Annotated in this window: 14 protein-coding genes and 2 pseudogenes; 4 read left to right on the plus strand and 12 right to left on the minus strand. The window is 61.1% G+C overall.

Annotated elements, in window-relative coordinates; translation table 11 throughout:
• Positions 1-125: 125 nt before the first annotated feature.
• The 9 genes from ASC85_RS02305 to ASC85_RS02345 form a co-directional block, all read right to left on the minus strand.
• Positions 126-2,513: a hypothetical protein gene (locus ASC85_RS02305; protein ID WP_057448078.1), complete on the minus strand. Its 2,388-nt coding sequence runs from the start codon at positions 2,511-2,513 to the stop codon at positions 126-128.
• Between the two features lie 10 nt (positions 2,514-2,523).
• Complete coding sequence (locus ASC85_RS02310; protein ID WP_057448079.1) at positions 2,524-3,666, minus strand: hypothetical protein; 1,143 nt, start codon at positions 3,664-3,666, stop codon at positions 2,524-2,526.
• On the minus strand, positions 3,645-5,090 hold the full coding sequence (locus ASC85_RS02315; RefSeq protein ID WP_057448080.1) for an alkaline phosphatase family protein: 1,446 nt from the start codon (positions 5,088-5,090) through the stop codon (positions 3,645-3,647). Before ASC85_RS02315 ends, ASC85_RS02310 begins: the two co-directional genes overlap by 22 nt.
• The gene (eboE, locus tag ASC85_RS02320; protein WP_057448081.1) at positions 5,080-6,309 is read right to left on the minus strand and encodes a metabolite traffic protein EboE; all 1,230 of its coding nucleotides are present in this window, start codon (positions 6,307-6,309) and stop codon (positions 5,080-5,082) included. The genes ASC85_RS02315 and eboE overlap by 11 nt, the downstream gene beginning before the upstream one ends.
• Entirely contained in the window at positions 6,306-7,190 is an 885-nt protein-coding gene (locus tag ASC85_RS02325; RefSeq protein WP_018603866.1) for a TatD family hydrolase, read from the minus strand. Before ASC85_RS02325 ends, eboE begins: the two co-directional genes overlap by 4 nt.
• Positions 7,191-7,229: 39 nt before the next feature.
• The gene (locus tag ASC85_RS02330; RefSeq protein ID WP_057448082.1) at positions 7,230-8,003 is read right to left on the minus strand and encodes an EboA domain-containing protein; all 774 of its coding nucleotides are present in this window, start codon (positions 8,001-8,003) and stop codon (positions 7,230-7,232) included.
• The gene (locus tag ASC85_RS02335; protein ID WP_057448083.1) at positions 8,000-8,890 is read right to left on the minus strand and encodes a UbiA family prenyltransferase; all 891 of its coding nucleotides are present in this window, start codon (positions 8,888-8,890) and stop codon (positions 8,000-8,002) included. The genes ASC85_RS02330 and ASC85_RS02335 overlap by 4 nt, the downstream gene beginning before the upstream one ends.
• Complete coding sequence (locus ASC85_RS02340; RefSeq protein ID WP_057448084.1) at positions 8,887-10,761, minus strand: 3-dehydroquinate synthase; 1,875 nt, start codon at positions 10,759-10,761, stop codon at positions 8,887-8,889. The genes ASC85_RS02335 and ASC85_RS02340 overlap by 4 nt, the downstream gene beginning before the upstream one ends.
• Before the next feature lie 243 nt (positions 10,762-11,004).
• Positions 11,005-11,820 (minus strand): helix-turn-helix transcriptional regulator, encoded by an 816-nt coding sequence (locus ASC85_RS02345; RefSeq protein WP_057448085.1) that lies wholly within the window; start codon positions 11,818-11,820, stop codon positions 11,005-11,007.
• A gap of 92 nt (positions 11,821-11,912) precedes the next feature.
• Between ASC85_RS02345 and ASC85_RS02350 the strand changes: the two genes are divergently transcribed.
• Positions 11,913-12,869 carry a threonine dehydratase gene (locus ASC85_RS02350; protein ID WP_057448086.1) on the plus strand — a complete coding sequence of 319 codons (957 nt, stop codon included), beginning with the start codon at positions 11,913-11,915 and terminating at the stop codon, positions 12,867-12,869.
• Between the two features lie 115 nt (positions 12,870-12,984).
• Here ASC85_RS02350 and gstA read toward each other — a convergent pair whose 3' ends face one another.
• Entirely contained in the window at positions 12,985-13,602 is a 618-nt protein-coding gene (gstA, locus tag ASC85_RS02355; protein WP_057448087.1) for a glutathione transferase GstA, read from the minus strand.
• A 112-nt stretch (positions 13,603-13,714) separates the two neighbouring features.
• Here gstA and ASC85_RS02360 point away from each other — a divergent pair, with 112 nt between their 5' ends.
• The 3 genes and pseudogenes from ASC85_RS02360 to ASC85_RS33705 form a co-directional block, all read left to right on the plus strand.
• Positions 13,715-14,620, plus strand: a complete 906-nt coding sequence (locus ASC85_RS02360) for a transcriptional regulator GcvA (RefSeq protein WP_156395611.1) — start codon at positions 13,715-13,717, stop codon at positions 14,618-14,620.
• Between the two features lie 174 nt (positions 14,621-14,794).
• A pseudogene (locus ASC85_RS33700) lies at positions 14,795-15,472 on the plus strand (PAS domain-containing protein); the annotation flags it as partial.
• A gap of 114 nt (positions 15,473-15,586) precedes the next feature.
• A pseudogene (locus tag ASC85_RS33705) lies at positions 15,587-16,060 on the plus strand (methyl-accepting chemotaxis protein); the annotation flags it as partial.
• Here ASC85_RS33705 and ASC85_RS02370 read toward each other — a convergent pair.
• A complete protein-coding gene (locus tag ASC85_RS02370; RefSeq protein WP_057448090.1) occupies positions 16,041-17,678 on the minus strand; it encodes an ATP-binding response regulator in 1,638 nt (545 codons plus the stop codon). The pseudogene ASC85_RS33705 and the gene ASC85_RS02370 overlap by 20 nt on opposite strands.
• Positions 17,679-17,783: 105 nt before the next feature.
• A complete protein-coding gene (locus ASC85_RS02375) occupies positions 17,784-18,281 on the minus strand; it encodes a hypothetical protein (protein WP_082534295.1) in 498 nt (165 codons plus the stop codon).
• Between the last annotated feature and the right edge of the window lie 238 nt (positions 18,282-18,519).

The raw sequence follows: 18,519 nt of genomic DNA on the forward strand, positions 1-18,519 counted from the left end.
TTGAAAAGTACCGAGTGACACTGTGGGAGCCTGTGGGAGCAAAGCTTGCTCGCGATGAACGATAACGCGGTCATTCGAAAGACCGAGGTGCCTTCATCGCGAGCAAGCTCAGCTCCCACACAAGCTCAGAGGTTGTCGTAATCGCTCATCTTGAGTTGTTGTGGCGGATAGTTGCGCTTCACCAGCTTCTGGGCCCACAGCTCCAATACCGCGCGGCGGCTCTGGGACATGTCACGGGTGATAGGCATCGAGAGCGTGCTTTCCTCCTGGTAGGGCTTGCTGATCAGCACAATCAACTGGTCGATGGCGCCTTCGACGCGCGCCTGGGAGTTGAGCGGCATGTACTTGTTCATGATGGGGTACAGGTAATAGAAGGTCTGCAGGATGCGTGGGTAGAGGAAACCCTCCCACAGCTGCGTCGCGGCGTTCTGATCCTTGTAGACGGTGTTCCAGTAGTTGATGAAGTCCTGTTGCAGCTGCACGTCCAAGGGCAGGACGCGGAGCGGGGCGAGGAAGTCGATGTAGGCTTGGGGCAGTGGGAAGCTGAAGGGAATGACCGGATCGCTGTCGCCGTCCTTGACGAAAAAACGCAAGGTCGGGAAGCCCGGGGCGACAGCCCTGAAGCTCACCTGGGCGATGCCGTTGGCGTCGGTAGTGGTGGTGACATAAGAGTAATCCACCGGAGTGGCGTGGACGTCGTCGATCAGGGTTCCGGTGGCGTAGACGCCGGCATCGAATGCCAGGCAAGGGTGCAAGTCGATCGTGACCGGTTTGCCGTCGCCCTGCAGGAATTGCTGATAACCGATCGGGTCTCCACTGGGCAGATCCGTATTCTGCAGCGCTGTCAGTCGGCGGCCGCTGCCTTTGGCCAGATAGTTTTGTACGGGCGGTGCGTTATTGAAATTCGGCAGATTGGCCTTGTTCTGGTTGGGGTCGTCTGGGTGGTCGAAGAACAGCGTGAAATTGGCCGCGTTGCTGGAGGCCAGGTAGTAGTCGCTGGTGGTCACCATGTAGGGGTTGCCATATTCCGCCACCCACAGCGTGGTATTGGCCGCCGGTTGACCATTTTTCTGCACCATGATGGTCAGTGTCTTGTGGTCGCCCACGTCGATGAAACTGCCGCTCTCCACCACTTCGGCGGTCCAGGTTTGCTGGGTGGCGGCGATCACGGGTGTCGGGGCAGCCGTGGCCTTGAGTCGCAGCTCCAATGGATGACCTGGTTGTAGTTTCGTCAGGTCCGCGTCGCTGAGCGGGAAGTCCTGCAGGCCGGAGCGTTTGTCGAAGGCTGCCTGGTTATACCGGTCGAAACCCAAGTCCACGATCGGCGTGAATTGATCACCCTCGCATACACCCAGTTGATAGTCGCCGGCCTGGAACTTTTCGGCGGTCAGGATGGGAGCATTGGGCTCTACCGGATAGAACGGGAACGTGTTGGCCAGATCCAGCGACAGGGTGTTGCCGGTAATCTGCACCGAAGTCACGCCCAGTGTGGCGTTTTGGGCAGCCCCTCCTGGTTTGGCAACAGATACGGCCTGCGTGGGCACCAGGCGCAGGCCGGCGGGGGCGGTCGGGTATTCGTCGGCGAACCAGAGGCCCAGGGTCGCGGCGGTGCGGCTGTAGGCGGGGTTGAAGAAAATACCGGAAACGTTGTCCAGGCCCTTCTGATACATCGCTTGCAGACGAGCCGTATCCGAGGGGGCATTGGAACGGGTGTTGACGTACGGAAAGTCGTTGAAAACACCGTTCCTGTCGTAGCAGGTCAGGTAGGTGGAGAACCTGAACATCAGGCCCTTTGCCCCTTGTAGCTTCATCTGCTGCTGGAGGTTACTCAGCAGCGCCGAATCGCCGATGACCCATTCCAGGTTTTCCTGGGGAAAGCAGGTCTGCCAGGTTGTGGTGACATACACCAGGCCATGGAAGGTGCTGGCCCAATTGAAATTCAGGAAGCGATCCATCATCCGATGCTGGCGATTGAGGGTCAGGCCACACGTGGCATCCCCCAGCATCAACTTGTCGAAATACAACGCGGTGAAGGTGTTCTGCCACGGACTGACGTCCACGAAACGCGCGGCTGTCGGGGCGTTGCTGCCAAAGGGATTGCCGAGCAATTGGTAGTCCCGGCCAACCAGCGCATCCTCGGTGATGTAGGTGTTGGCCTGCAGCTCGCCGCCAATGATCGTTGAGCGAGTACCTTTGTAGCTCACCGTGCCGCAGGCATTGTCGCCAAACAGATCCCATTCGGCGGGCATGTACGGGTAGTTATCCGGGTTGGCATTGGTCGGTACCTGCAGCATATAGGCCGGCAGCTCTTCCATTGTCAGGGGCTTGATGGCCCAGGGCATCAACTGGGTGGGGGCGTTCGTGGCGTTGATGTCGAAGTGGCTCATGAACGGCCAGTTGATGTCAGCGTTGACCGCGTCATACAGCGGATACACGTCGTTGTTGTTGGCCGTTGGTGGGTTCCAGAACATATGGCCGTTGAGGTAGATACGGGGGAAATTCAATACGCTCATGTCATGCTCCTTAGCGTTGCCACTGGGCGCGTTTCAGCGACCAGACAAAGTCCAGTTTTTTGTAGCCATCGAATGCCGAGGGCGGCAGCGGGGTGGTGGGATAGACGATGCCGCCCCCTTGGTTCAGAGCGAAATTGAAGTAGCCTTTGTCGTTCGAGTAAGCGGCGGTGCCGTGGCAGGCCAGGCAGGACGAGGTGTTCTGGAACGCCGACTCCAGTTGCGAGTTGGCCAGTACCTGGGTGATGGGTTGGAATTCGACCCCGATCAATTCGTACTTTGACAAGCTCCGGTTATTGGCCTGGAAGCTGGCATTGACCGGCTTGGCGGCCGGTGTCGGTCCGGTGGTGTTGGTCATCGGCGCAGGCGGGGCGGCATTGGTGACGGTGTACTTGCTGTTGTTGATGTTTTCGAAGGTGGTCCAGACCCAGTCGGCGTTCAGTTTGTTGACGACATGCAGACCGCTCAATGCCACATAGCCGACCTGGTAAGTACCGTCGTCCTGCTGGTAGTAGGCCTGGGCAATGTAGTAGCCGTCGTTCACCAGGGTTTGTCGGTAGGTCGTGTCTGTGCCGATCCACAGCCACGCGGCTTTCAACTCCCAGGCGGTGGGGGGGAAGTTGAGGTCGTTGGCCAGGGCGGCCTGGCCATTCACGTTGTAGACCTGCTTCTGCACGATGTAATCGAACGTGTCCTTGCCCATCAGTAACTGAAAGCGTACGGGGTGGCCTTGTTGGGCATCGGGCACGGCACCCCCCATTTGCAGGATCAGGCCATCGACCTGTTGGGTGGCATTGATGTTATGGAAGGATCGGGACAGGTCCATGCCTTGTGCCTTGGCTTGCGTCACTACAGCGGCTGGGAGCGGCGCGGAGCTGTCATAGGCGCCCGGCGGTGCGCCGTTGGGCAGGTAGACCTGGTCCGAGGGCTTCATCATCTCCCACACCAGATTGCTGCTTTGCGCGGTGCTGGGTTGGTTCAAGCAGACGAACCAGTTCCAGGCCATGGTCTCGGGACTCTGGGCAAACGCGGTCCGAGTCTGGTTGATGTCTGCTCCAAATTGCAGGAAGTTGCTGCAATCGAAGTTGTTGGTGTCCTGTGCCTGGGCCAAACCGGCCAGGGCACTGAGAACGGTTATGGAAATGGCTCGCCGCATGGAAGCTCCTTGGCATTCGCCGTATCGGCATGAGGGTGCCCCCGGAAGTGTTCCAGGAGCAGTTGCTTCACCGCCGTGGCCGCAAGGTGCTGCGGTAACGGCAGATCACAATTGGTGATGAGCAGCGGGCCGGTCTTCTCGCTCGTGGGCAGCCGTCCGTGGCTGCCGCGGACCAGGCGGGTGTCCAGTGGAATCAGGTCCATGTAGTAGCGAAAGCCGAGCTTTTTCTGGAGCAGGCGGCGCGCCACTTTCAATTTCGGGAAGCGAATGGCCGGGTCGATGAACAGCTCGAGCGGGTCGTAGCCTGGCTTGCGATGGATGTCCACGGTGCGGGCAAAGTCGGGAGCCTTGCCCTCGTCGAACCAGTAGTAGTAATCGAACCAGTAACCGGCGGCGGCCACGGCCACCAGCTCGCCGCTGCGGGGATGATCCAGTTGCCAGGCCTGTTGTTCGGTTTTATCCAGTACCTGTTCGATGCCGGCCTGGCGTTGCAACAGCGCCTTGACGCGGGGGATGTCGCGCGCATGCTTCACGTAGATGTGCGCGACCTGATGATCGACCACGGCAAACGCTGCACTGGCACCGGGGTCGAGCAACTCCCAGGTCAGCGATTGGCGTACCTGCAACAAGCCCTCGGCACGTAACAACCGGTTGATGGAAACGGATTGGGTGACGGCTTCGATCCCGTATTCGGACAACAGCATCACCGCCGCGCCTTGCGCTTGGGCAAAGTCCAGCAGACGCCCGACTTCACTGTCGATGGCGCGTACCTCGTCGGCAATCGACGGGTGATCGGGCCCCAGGCGTTGCAGGCTGTAGTCGAGGTGGGGCAGGTAGATCAATTGCAGGTCGGGGTGGTTGAGCTGGAATTCGGCGATGGCGCAATCGACGATCCAGCGGCTCGAGGCGATGCCAGCCGCCGGTCCCCAGAAGCTCGGAAAGGGAAACTCGCCGATCTGCTGTTCGATACGCTCATGCAACGAGGCCGGCGCCGAATACAGGCCGAACATTTTGCGACCATCAGCCGGGTAATGCGGTCGTGGGGTAATGGCGGCGTCTACGTCGGCATACATGTTGTACCACCAGAACAACTGGCTGCAGCGAAACCCGGGGTACTGACGCTTGAGTGCCTGCCAGACCTTTTCCCCCTGGATCAGAGCATTGGGTTGCAGCCAGAAACGCACTTCGGCCTGATCGCGAAAGTACCAGCCGTTGCCGACGATGCCGTGTTCCGACGGCGGCTGTCCGGTGAGGATCGAGGCCTGCACGGTCGAGGTGACCGCCGGGAACACCGGTTGCAGCGTGGCCATCTTGGCCGTTTTCAACAGGGCATTGATGCAGGGCGTCGCGGCACCCAACAGCGCGGGCGTCAGGCCGACCACATTGATCAGCAGCAGCGGCTGGCGCACAGGATCAGAGTGCATGGGCACGGGCCTCCAGCGCTTGAGGTTGCAGCAGGCGGCGCTGCTGCAACTGGTCCTCGACCCAATGCAACTCCGCCGCGATACCCTGGAGTTGGGCGTGCTCGGTCGTGGGCCGCAGTTGGCTGGGCAGGACGCCCCAGCTGTAGGTTTCCACTTCCAGTACGGGGCGAAAATCCCCATGGTCGGCCAAAAAGTCGAACGTCTGCGACAGGGCAAGCTGGCTGCCGCTGAGTTCGGGCAGCAGCAGGTGTTCGCTGAACAGCGGAATGTGGAAGTGAATCCTCAGTTCGGGATGAGAGACGCGGTTCTGCTCACAATCATCCAGGGCCGCGGGGAGGTCGGCCCAGGCCGATAACCGATCGTGCCCATCGCGGGCCTTCACTTGATGCAGGTAGGTGGGTTCGGCAAAACCGCTCAATGTCTTGAGCACCTGTTCGCGCCGGTGCTCGTCCTCAGGCAGGCGACAAATCAGTGCATTGGATAACTGGATCTTGCCGATGGGGACCCGGGCCTGACGCAATCGGTCCAGTGATTGATAGCAGTCTTCGAACATCACGGCCTGGTGGCAAACGTCAAAGCACAGCGCCAGGTGTTCATGGTGCGGGTCCGTGGCTTGCCAATGGCGGAAGAAGGCGATGGCCTGGTCGGTGTTTTCCAGCACGCAATCGGGCTCCATTTCCAGGCAGACCACGATCTTCTTGCCCGTCTCCCGTTGCAGCCGGGCCAGCCCGGCGGTGAGCTCGCGCAGTTGCTGCTCGGCGCGTTGCTGTAGCGTCGGGCTCCAGTGGGCGGCATAGCCCAGCGGCAGGCTGGAGATCACCCCCTGGGCACAATCCGCTGGCAGGGCCTGGGCGAGAAATCGAGCCAGGTCCAGGCTGTACGCCAGCCGCTGCGGATCGGCCCAGCTGGGCAGGTAGACGTCGGCTTTCACCGCGCCCTGGTGAAATTGGCCGTAGGGAAACCCATTGAGCGAGGTCAGGCGTAGGCCGCTGCGTTGCAGCAGGTCGAGGAAATCCGCACGGGTCGGTGCTTGTTGCAGTTCGGCGGCGGCGAGGGCGCTGATCCACAATCCACTGTCCTGCGTGTCGAGCCCGCGCAGTGTGCGCACGGTGTGGAAATGCCGTTCGATGGATGCGCGCAGCCCGCCCAGGTCATGGGTCGGGTGCACGTTGCTGCAATAGCCGATCTGCGTGGCCGTCCAACCCGTGCGGGCGCTCATTTGATCACCGGTTCCTGGCCGCGCAGGGCGGAGTTGTCCTGCCATTGCCGCCGCTGATCGATGGGCAGGGGCGTACTGACCAGGGCTTTGTCCAACTGGCCGCTCTGGGCAAAAAAGTCCACCGGGTTGTGGAACAGAACTTGTTCGACCTGGGCTTCACTGAAGCCTGCGGCCAACATTGCCTGGCCGGTCTTGGGCACCTTGAGCGGGTCGCTGATGCCCCAGTCGGCGGCGCTGTTGACCACCATTTTTTCCGTGCCGTACTGCTGCAGCAGCGCGACCATGCGCTGTTCCGACATCTTGGTGTTGGGGTAGATGGAGTGGCCACGCCAGCAGTCGCTGTCCAGCACCAGGGGCAGGGTCAGTTCGTTGAGGTGGTCAATGATCACCAGATGTTCGGCAATGCCGACCTCGCGAATGACCGCGAGCGTGCGTTTGGTGCCACCGATCTTGTCGCGGTGCGGGGTGTGCACCAGCACCGGCAGGTTGAATTGCTTGGCCAGCTCCAATTGCGCGGCGAGAAAGCGATCCTCTTCCGGGGTGATGTCGTCGTAGCCGATTTCACCCACCGCCACCACGCCGTCCTTCACCAGGTAGCGCGGCAGAATCTCCAGCACCTCATTGGCCACCGACAGGTCATTGGCCTCCTTGGGGTTCAGGCCAATGGTGCAGAAATGATGGATGCCGAACATGCTGGCGCGAAAGCGCTCCCAGCCCAACAGTGTGTCGAAGTAGTCAATGAAGCTACCGACGCTGGTCCTGGCCTGGCCCTGCCAGAAGGCCGGCTCGATCACCCCGGTGATGCCGGCGGCCGCCATGTTCTGGTAATCGTCGGTGGTGCGGCTGACCATGTGGATATGCGGGTCGAAGTACTTGAGCATGGTGAATCCTCGTCAAAAAAAGCGGGGGACGGTGGGGCATCAGTTCGGCGAAACGCCGCCCAGGTGCTCGTGCCATTGCGCCGGCAAGCGTCGTTGCTGACCCAGGCCGGCCAGGCGCTGACGTTGCGCCGGGCTCAGCAGGTCGAAGGCAATCACGTGGGGCAGTCCGGCGGACACCGTTCGTTCGGCGGCGAGTTGTTCGTCCAGCAGGTCGAGGGCCAACTGGTTGAGGGTGACGCTTTGTCGTTGCGCCAGGCCGATCAGGCGTCGTACATCGAGGCCCATGCCCAGCGCTTTCAACACCAGTTGGTTGAAGGCCTGTTCGTTGTAGTGACGCGACGGGTAGGCGGTGTCCAGGGCGAGGGCGGCGAACACCTGGCTGTTGCTGGTGCGCCCGGCCTGGCGTGCAAGCTCCACGCACGCCCCGCGGCTATCGAGCCAATCGAGGGCCTTCAAGGTGGCGACCTTTTCCTGGTCGTCGCCCCACAGGAACAACTGGTGCAGCAGGGCGGCTTGTCCGGCGGCGGGCTGCTGCTCCAGCACTTGGGCCAGCAGCAACGCGCGCGCCATCTGGACGTTACTCCAGCCGGCGATATCGGGCAGTGCTCGCTCCTTGAGGTTGCGCTTGCACTGGCTGCTCAAGAGCGCCGAGGTAGTGGCGTCCGGGTGTTGGGCCAGTTGCTCCTGTGCCTGACGCCACCATTGCCGCTCGGTTTCTTCGAGTTGACGAATGAAATTTTGCCGTTGTTCGTTCAGGCAGTCGTGGCGCATGTCGAGGGTCGCCGATGCCGGTGCTGTAACGTCCGTGTTCATGTTGGTTTGATCCAGCGCTGGAAATGGGGAAGCAGGAAAAACACCAGGACACATAACAGGCTGCCCAAGGGCTGGTTAGCCACGGCCAGCACCAGGGCATCGAACAGCGGCAGGGCTGCCAGGCCAGCGCCGATAAAGGCGCGGACCTGCCGTTGCCGAGGGTTGGCCAGGTTGTGCCAGTAATGCCAGCCCAACCAGCCAAGCCATAACAGCAGCACCGGCCAAAACCAGGCACTGCCTGCGTAGATCGCCAGGGCCAGTGGGCTCAGCATCAGGAGCAGGGGGAGGCGGCTGATCAGTTGGTTGCGGTGTTCCTGGCGAGCCAGGTAGGTCAGGCCGCTGATGTAGACACCGAGCAAAATGGCGCAGAGCCAGATCGGTCCCGGTGGCAGCGCCAGACTGGCCGCTGCGGTGAGGTAGAGCGCCGAGCGGCAGGCACCCATCAGCCAGACGCTGTGGGCGTATTTCTTGTGCAGCAGGTTGTAACCGAGAATGCAGCCCACCAACAGGGTGGCGCTGCCCAGCAGCCAGTGCGGCTGCTCGATCAGCCGGCTCAGGCCCAGCAGCGAGGTCGCGGCCAGCACCAGCAACAACGCGGTGGCCAGCCGCACTTGCTGGCGGCTGACCAGGCCCAGGGTAATGGGGCGGGGGTTGTGGTGTTGTTGGTCCCAGTCGGCGTCCAACAGGTCGTTCAACAGCATGCCGGCCAGGTACAGCAGCGACAGTGCCGCCAGCAGCAGGATCCACACCAGGGACGACGGCGGTGCCAGGGCCCCGGCGCTGCTGGCGAGCAGGGCGGCGGCCAGGGTGTTGGTCCACACCGTGGGCAGGTTGGACACACGGCCGAGGGTCAGCCAGGTCTTGAGGTTCGGCGCGGTCTGGTTCATTGCGCACAGCGCTCGTTCAGGGGTAGCGCAAGCTCGACCTGGGTGGACAGCCGCTGCAATGCCTGCTCCATTCGCGCGGTATCGATGTCATGCAAGTCCACCGACTCGCCGATCCGGCTGAGCATGGGGATGGAAAGTTGCCCACCCAAATGCTGGCGGAACTCCTCCAGCCCCAGCAAAACCTGCGAGCGGCCCAGTGCATCTTTCAAGGTCAGTTCCGGCGGGTTCAGGCAGAAGCCGAGCCTGAGCAGCAGGTTCAGCACCCGTTCGGTGTCGCTGTCGCTCAACAGCCCCAGGGCATTGGCATAAAGCCCATCCAGGGCCATGCCCACTGCGACGGCTTCACCATGGCGCAGTCGGTGCTGACTGAGATTTTCCAGTTTGTGGGCGGCCCAGTGCCCGTAGTCCAAGGGCCGCCCGTTACCGCGTTCGAAGGGGTCGCCAGCACCGGTGATGTGCGCCAGGTGCAATTCGGCGCAGCGGCGGATCGCATAGCGGCTGGCCCCATGTTCGAAGTGTGCGAGGGCGTCGGCCTGTTGCTCCATCCACTGGAAAAACGCCTGGTCCTTGATCAGCGCCACCTTGACCGCCTCGGCCAGCCCGGCGATCTGGTCGCGCCGGGTCAGGCTGGTCAGCAATTGAAAGTCATTGATGACCGCGGTGGCGGGATAGAAGGCGCCCAGCAGGTTTTTCTGGCCGAAGGCGTTGATGCCGTTTTTCACACCGATACCGGCGTCGTTCTGGGCGAGCACGGTGCTTGGGATGCGAATCAGGCGAATGCCGCGGTGGAAGGTGGCGCAGGCGTAGCCCACCGCATCCAGCACCGCGCCGCCACCGAGGGCCAGCACATGGCAATGCCGGTCCAAGCCATGTTTCAGCATGTCGGTGTACAGCCGCTGCAACACCTTAGAATCCTTGCTCGACTCGCCGGCCGGGACCGCGATCGGCGGCGCCTGTAGATGCAGGTCTGGAAAGTGGCTGGTGAAGTAGGCGTTGATCTGTTCCAGCAGGTGCGGGGCGCTGTGCAGCAGTTGTTCATCGGCGAATATCAACACCGTGACCGGGCCTCTGTGGCCGGCCATGAGCTGGCGGTGCAGGCAGGGATTGAGCGGATCGAATACATGATCGGTGAACACCACCGGGTAGTCGTAGCTGACCTTGAAGCGCCCGTGCAACGGTTGCTCCGCGTCGTTGCGGCGATGGCTCTTGAACAGGCTGTACCCGGCGATGAACAGCCCGGGCAATACCATGCTGGCGAGCAGGGTCACCAACAGCGCGTTCTGCTCGACGAGAAAGGTGCCAATGGCGCTGTAGGCCAATGCCAGGCCAGCATTGGCCAGGGTGGTGACCAGGATGAACGCGCGCAGTGGGTAGCGTTGCATCCCGGCGGCGACGACCGAGGTTTCCGCCAGCACCGGGACCCCGCGCAGGCAGATCAACGACAGCGTGCCCAACCGGTAAGCCAGTTGCCCCGGCTGGCGCTGATGCAGGCCGAGGCGGCCGGACAGCAGGCGCAAATAGCCGGCGCCCAGGGCATAGCCCAGCCCGGCGCCCAGGCACAGGCCGACGAAAATCGCCAGGTAACCCCCCACGCTGCCAAGCATCGCCACGGCCAGCAGCGCGACCATACTCGACGGCACCGGCAGCACCACGTCCAGCGCCAGCAGGGCGATCAGCAGCAACGCCAGGTAGAGTTTCTGCGTGGGCGTCGAGGGCTGGTACAGGTTGAGATGGGTCAGGAAGTCCTGGATCTGTTGCTCGAACAGCAAGAAGCTGGCGATCACCAGGGCTGAAAAGCAAACCAATGACAGCCAGAAATGTCCGGCTGCACTTTTTTGCGAGAGCAAACGATACCCACGGCCATGCTTCATCAAGCATCCCTCTTGTTGTTATTGACTGATTCCGTGTCAGTAATTGAAAGCAACGCCAAGTGTGTGTTTTAGGCCAATAGATGCTCTCGCCCGAAGGGCTGTCAGGTGTGGTTGATGATGTGGTTGGAGACAGGTTTGAATCTAGACGGCCCGGGTGTTTTTGCAAGGCCATCTGATGGCAATTTGATTTGGGCTGCCACTGCGCGTTTCAGGTAACCCGTAGCAGCCGCTTGTCCCGCTTGTTCAGGGCCTCGAAGACCCGCGCAACTGCGCCGGGCTGACGCCAAGGCGTTGCTTGAACAGCGTGGTCATGTGCGCCTGGGAGTTGAAGCCGCAGGTGTGGGCGATATCGGTCAGACGGGCGGTTGAGTCGCGCATCAGCGCCCGTGCCTTGGCCAGGCGCCGGTCGATCAGGTAGCTGTGTGGGCTTTTGCCGGTGGCATTCTTGAATGCCCGCATGAAATACCCTTCGGACAAGCCAAGCAGCCCGGCCATTTCCCTGACCCCCAGCGGACCGTCGAGACCGGCGTCGATGAACTCGTCGAGCAGGCGCATTCGCCCGCCGGTGATGGACCCTTGTATGGGGGCCGAAAACGTCTTGGGGTCCTTCACCCGGTCAGCCAATCCGAGCGTCCAGGCCTCCCAGTCATCCTCTGCGCTGGCACGCAGCAATGCGCTGCGCATTCTCAGGGCCAGGGTGATGGCCTGCGGGTCAATACGGTTGTTGAACGCATGCTCCCCCGGCAACGCCAAACCGTCGGTGCGCACGACCCGCAGGTATTCACCGCCGCTGGGGGATTCGGAGAACACATCGCATTCGGCGGGGACGAATGCCAGGCCGTTGGGGATCGCCTCGAAGGGCTGCACGCGATCGCTGCCGATGGCGTGCAGGCCGCGCTGGCTGTCGAAGGCGAAGCCGATCGCCGACTGGCTGGCGACATAGCGGGTGGCGTAGGCGCAGCCGGGCAGCAATTCGATCGCCCACGGCCCAACCTCGATGCGACGGACCGGTTCGGACTGGGGCGGCTGGTGGCGGTTTCGAGGGTTCATGAACAGCATAGTAGTGAAGAGAGGGCCTGAAAGTCAGGTCAGTTTTCTGAAAGCCCGCCGGTGGTGCCCTGATTAGACTGGGCAAAACCCGGAGGCCCATCATGCACACACTGACTCGCGACGATATCGAACAAGCTGCCCGCCACTTATACGAAGTCATGCCCGCCACCGCCCAGTACGCCTGGCCCTTGCTGGCTGAGCGGTTGGGTTGCACGGTGTGGGTCAAGCACGAGAATCACACCCCGACGGGGGCCTTCAAGGTGCGCGGCGGCCTGACCTTCGTGCGCTGGCTCATGCGCGAGCACCCAGAGGCAAAAGGCATCGTCACGGCGACTCGCGGCAACCACGGCCAGAGCCTGGCGCTGGCGGCCAGCGCATTGGGTTTGAAAGCGTTGATCGTCGTGCCGCACGGTAACTCGGTGGAGAAGAACAACGCCATGCGCGGTTTTGGCGGCGAGGTGGTCGAGTATGGCCGCGATTTCGATGAGGCCCGTGAAGAGGCCGCACGCCTGGCCCAAGCGCATGGCTTCTACCTGGTGCCGCCGTTCCATCCCGAGTTGGTCAAGGGCGTGGCGACCTATGGGCTTGAGCTGTTCAACGCGGTGCCGGACCTGGACACCGTCTATGTACCGATAGGCTGCGGCTCGGGAATCTGCGCGGTCATCGCCGCCCGTGATGCCTTGGGCCTGAAGACCCACGTGGTGGGCGTGGTGTCCACCGAGGCCGTCGCGGCGAAGTTGTCGTTTGAAACGGGCAAGCTATGCGAGACCGCTTCGGCGAATACCTTTGCCGACGGCCTGGCCGTGCGCAGACCCGTTCCCGAGGCCTTTGCCATCTATGGGGCCGGGGCGGCGCGGATCGTCGCGGTCAGCGACGCTGAAATTGCCGGGGCCATGCGGGCGTATTACACCGACACCCACAACCTCGCCGAAGGTGCCGGCGCCGCCGCCTTGGCAGCGCTGATGCAGGAGCGTGAAACGATGCGGGGGAAAAGGGTGGCGGTGATCCTGTCCGGTGGGAATATCGACCGGCCGGTGTATGCGAATCTGATTGGCTGAGGTTGGGCTTGCCGCATCGCGAGCAGGCTCGCTCCCACAGTTTTCCGGGGTGATCATGATTCGAGCTACACCCTGGATTCCCTGTGGGAGCGAGCCTGCTCGCGATAGCGGTGGGTCAGATCGCACCGAGATTGGATGCCGCCTCTGCGGCCATGGCCGCCCGGACGCTGGGGCGTGCGGCTATTCGCGCCATGAACGCCGCCAGCGCCGGCCAGTCCTTGATCTGGATATTGAACAACGGCAGCCAGTTCAAGACGGTAAACAAATAGCCGTCTGCCAGGCCAAAGGTTCCCATCAGGTAATCCTGTTGTTCAAGGGCCTGGCTGAGGTAATCCAGGCGCTTGAACAGTTTTGCCCTGAAGATGGCCTTGGTCGGCTCTGCAATATCGGCGTTGAACAGTGGTGCACATCCGCTGTGAATCTCGGAGGTGATGAAGTTCAACCATTCCTGCAGGCGGACCCGCTCCCAGCTGCCATTGGCCGGCGCCAGCGTGTTTGCGGGGACCAGGTCAGCCAGGTACTGGACGATGGCGGGCCCCTCGGTCAGGACATCACCGTTATCCAGCACCAAGGCTGCCACGTAGCCCTTGGGGTTGATGGTCAGGAAATCGAGCCCGTCGGCGGTTCGCTTGGTCTTGTTGTCGACCCGGATCAATTCAAAGGGCAGGCCCAATTCCCGCAGCACGATGTGCGGGGACAATGAGCAGGTCATGGGGGCGAAGTACAGTTTCATGGTTTCCTCAAGGTCGGGGGACGTGCCGCCAGAATCCGCGAGGGCCGGAACATTTTCAAAGGACATCTTCAGTGCTAGCGTATGACAAAATCTCATGAGCGAGCCAAACCCAGTGGCCACACGAATCCCATCTCTAAATGGTCTGAAAGCATTCGAATCGGCCGCTCGCCACATGAGTTTTACCAAGGCCGCGCTAGAGCTTAACGTCACTCAAACAGCCATCAGTCATCAAATTCGCCGGCTCGAAGAAGAGCTGGGCGTGCGCCTGTTCTTGCGTCTCAAGGACGGCCTGACCCTGACAGACGAAGGCCATGCCTATTTTCCAGGCGTTCGCGCGGCGTTCCATGAGTTGCGCTATTGCACCGAGACGTTGCTGCAGAGCCGCAACAACTGTGTCTTGACCATCAGTACCCTGGTTTCATTTGCTTCCAAATGGTTGTTGCCACGACTGGCGTCTTTCCAGCAGGCGTTTCCCAACATTGACGTGCGCGTTACGGCCTCCACCGAACGGGTGGATTTTCGTAAGGGCGGCGTCGATGCGGCCATTCGTTACGGTTCCGGGGACTGGAAGGGCTTGCGGGCCGACTGGCTGATGGCCGATGAGATCTTTCCGGTGTGCAGCCCCAGGCTGCTGCAAGGTCCGACAGCCTTGGAGAATCCGCGCGATCTGGCCCAGCACACCTTGTTGCAGGTCAGTGGGGTGACCCGCGACGACTGGGGTGCCTGGTTGAGTGCCGCCGGCCAACCGAAAAAACTGGCCGAAGGCAGCCGGTTGACATTCGACCTGGCCATGATGGCTGTTCAGGCTGCGGTTGACGGCCTGGGGGTGTGCATCGGGCGTTCAACCTATGTCGAGGATGACCTGAAGGCCGGGCGATTGGTTGCCCCCTTCGATCTGCGCTTGAAATCTGACCTCGGCTTTTATTTCGTGAGCCCCCACGAAACAGCCGACACCGCAAAAGTGCAGGCCTTTAGAACCTGGTTGAAGGATTCGGTGAGTTTTGTCGCCAAAACATAATTACGTCGTACCGTTCAGCCCCCAGCCAGCGAGCCGATATGAATAGAAGGTCCGGTTACTTTCAGGGTTCATTGAGGGGACGTCATGTTTAATAAAGCACTAAAAAATGAACTGACGGCTAGGACGGCCGAATTGGCAACATACAAAGGACTGGTAGGCTCCCTGGAGCGGTCGATGGCTGTCATCGAGTTCAGCCCCGATGGCAAGGTCCTTCGGGCGAACGAAAATTTTCTTGGTGCGATGGGCTACCGCGCGGATCAATTGGCCGGCTTGTCCCATCGGGATTTTTGCACCCCAGCGCTGGTGGGCAGCGCCGAGTACCGTGAATTCTGGAACCAGTTGCGTGCCGGTCAATTCGTTTCCGGCACGTTTCAGCGCCGTAGCGCGCAAGGGCAGAACGTGTGGCTGGAAGCCAGCTATAACCCGATAGTGGACGAGCAAGGCCGCGTCGTGAAGGTGGTCAAGTACGCACTTGATGTCACCGCCAAGGTTGCCAGCGAGGCAGAAACACGTGGCCGGCTGGCGGCACTCGACCGGGCCATGGCAGTGATCGAGTTCGACCTGGACGGCAATATCCTGACCGCCAACGACAACTTCATGAGTGTCATGAATTACTCACTGGCTGAACTCAAGGGCAAGCACCACCGGATGTTCTGCGAACCGAGCCTGGTGGGCAGTTCGGAGTACAGTGATTTCTGGCGTCGTCTCAACGCCGGCGAGTTTTTCAGCGGCCAGTTCAAGCGCCTCGGCAAAAACGGCAAAGTCGTCTGGCTGGAAGCCAGCTACAACCCGGTCTACGACGCCGAAGGCAAGTTGTGCAAGATCGTGAAGTTCGCCAGTGACATCAGCGAACGGGTGGAGAAATTCGAAGAGGATTCGCGTGGCGCTTCCCGTGCGTACCATATCTCCGCCGAGACCGAACGAGTGGCTGAGCAGGGCGCCCTGGTGATCCATCAGACTGCCAAGGAGATGCGCGAGATCGCCGACAACATTGGCTCTTCCGCGCGTCTGGTTGGGCAGTTGGGCGCGCGTTCGGAAGAGATTACGGCCATCGTCAACACCATTCGCGGCATTGCCGACCAGACCAACCTGCTGGCCCTCAACGCGGCCATCGAGGCCGCGCGGGCCGGGGATCAGGGGAGGGGATTCGCGGTGGTGGCCGACGAGGTCCGGCAACTGGCCGGGCGCACCAGTCGCTCCACCTCGGAGATTGCCGAAATGATCGGCATGATCCTCTCCGAAACCCGCGATGCCGTCGCCAGCATGAACGTGACCCATGAAGGCGCATTGCGCGGTGTAACCCTGGCAGACCAGGCCGGCTCGGTCATCGTGCAAATCAGGAACGGGACCACGGATGCACTTGAGGCCGTGAGTATGTTTGCGTCCAAGCTCGACGAATCCGAGGTGATTCCCAAGACCGCTATCGGCTGGGTGGGTTGAGGTGAGCTGAGTCCTCGCCCCAGCGATCCATGCGCTTGACCAAATCAAGCAATACCGCTCGCAGTTCCGGCGGTCGCACGGGCTTGGCCAGCACCGAGATACTCAGGCTTTGCAGCGATTGGCGTATCCGCTCGATTTCATGCCCGGTGATGACCAGCGCCGGGACTTGCCAGCCGCGCTGCTCGCGTAGCGCGGCAATGCATTCGGCGCCCGAGACTTTTGTGCCCAGGTCGAAATCGGCGATGACAATGTCGCAATCGCTGGTCAGCCCTTCGCCGTCGCTGTGAGCCTCAACCTCGCATCCCCATTTTTCCAGCAGCGCCGAGGTCGCCATCAGTACGTTGGCGTCGTCTTCAACCAAGCATACCCGCAACCCGTCCAGGCGATTCTGGACGGGCACCACCTTGGGCGCCATGACACGTGGTGCCGCCGGTTCCAGGCCGCTGATCGTCACCCGGGTACCTTGTCCGACCTTGGAACGGATGTGTATATCGACATTGAGCATCTGGCTGATGCGCTTGACGATGGACAGGCCGAGGCCGAGCCCCTCGACATCCTTGTCGCGCGCATGGCGAACGCGGTAGAACTCCTTGAACACCTCGGGCAAATGTTCGGCGGCGATGCCGCGCCCCTTGTCGTAGATCACCACGGCCAGGCGCTGGCCCTGGCGCCGCACGCCGATCAGCACGGGTTGGCCGGGTGCGTATTTGAGGGCGTTGGACAGCAGGTTCTGGACCATCGTGGTCAGCAGGCCGGGATTGACGCTGACCCAGTAAGGACAGGCGCGTAGACGCAGCTCGACGCCGGCCCAGCGGGCCGCTTCGGTGTTCTGCTTGACGACGTCCTGGAGCAACTGGCCCAGGTGTACGGTGTCGGCCTTCGGCATCAGTTGGCCGTGATCGAGGGTGTAGATATCGAGGATCGAGCGGAACAGCTGCGAGACGGTGTGCAGCGAACGGTCGATGTTGTCCACCAGCCGCAATTCTTCCAGCCCCAGCCTGGCGTCACGCAGGCAGGCCGTAAACAGACCGATGGAGTGGATTGGTTGGCGCAGGTCATGACTGGCCTGTGCCAGGAATCGCGATTTCTCCTGATTGGCCAAAATGGCTTCTTCGGAGGCAATGCGTGTGCGCTTGAGCAAAATGTGCGCGTAGGCGGGCACCACGATGGTGGTGACGATCAGCATCAGGAACATGTAGGGCTGCGTATGCCAGAACGGGGTCAGCCAGAAAACCAGTACCAGGGTCGACAGCGCGATAATGGTCGCCAGCGCCAGGTAGCGCGAGCCGAAGCGCATGCCATTGCCCAGCGTGACCCAGAGTAATGCAGCGTACACCGGGAGCGTGTCCTCTCCACCCACGATCATGGCAAATGCGATGCCGGCATAGTCATGCAGCATCGTGAACAGGCGCCGCCAGAAGAAGTGTCCAGGCCAGCGCTTGATGATCATGCGCAGGAACACCGAGACGACGATGAACGTACAGATGTAGATAATGATGGGTACGTAGCTCGCGGCCTCTTCTGGATAGAGGCCGGCGAGGATGACGATATACAACAGCGCACAGGCGCTGACGGTCAGGCGTAACGTGGCCTGGTCGAGTTCGCTGTTCTTTTCCACTGGCTTTGGCACCGCATGACCTTTGATGCCACCAAGCGTAGCGGCTAGTCTCGGTGAAGGTTGGGAACAGACGTCATGCTGTCCCCAACGGGCGATGCCATTGCGTCAATAGACCCTGTAGTACTTCACGACGTCATCGACGAAATAGATGGTCAATACCGAACCCTGGGTCTGGCTTAGGCCTGTTTTCGTGCCGGTCACGCTGCTGACGTCATTGGCTACGGTTTGGGCCTTGGACAGTTGCGCCGAGGTTTCATACATCTTCAGGCTGGTTTCGGTCGACACGTACTTATGGGCCAGCTTCATGTACTTATCCAGGCCCTCATCAGTCTTTTCATAGGTCCAGTTCGACTCGTTGCTGGAGCTCGTCGAATTGAGCTCTTCATTCGTCGGCGCGCCGAACATTTGAGTGATCTGGCCTTTTGTCGTCTTGCCCGGAATGATCGTTTGCTTGAGGTAAGAGACGTCGTATTTCTTGGCGCCCTGATTCAAGGTGCTCATCAAGTTGCCCAAGTCGCCGGTGTTTGCACAACCGTTCAGTACGCCCGCCAGCGCGCACAGCGCCATTCCATTTCTAAGTGTTTTTCCATATTCGAAGGACATGATGACTTACCTTGAGTTAATGTCAGGACCATTCCATTTCAACCGTGCAGACGGTGAAGTTGACCCAGCATTGCGCCGCCTGTCGATTATTAAATCCATAGGCTTCGCACGTCATAACGTTTCAATAGGTACAGTGATACTGCACGGCGCATGGCATGTTGGCTTTCTTTATGTTTGGCTGTTCGAACAGCCTTTTTATGGAGCGTCCACAGCTTAGGGGGAGAGTACTGGGCGAAGC

The sequence above is a fragment of the Pseudomonas sp. Root401 genome (assembly GCF_001425105.1).
In the GTDB taxonomy this organism is placed as follows: domain Bacteria; phylum Pseudomonadota; class Gammaproteobacteria; order Pseudomonadales; family Pseudomonadaceae; genus Aquipseudomonas; species Aquipseudomonas brassicacearum.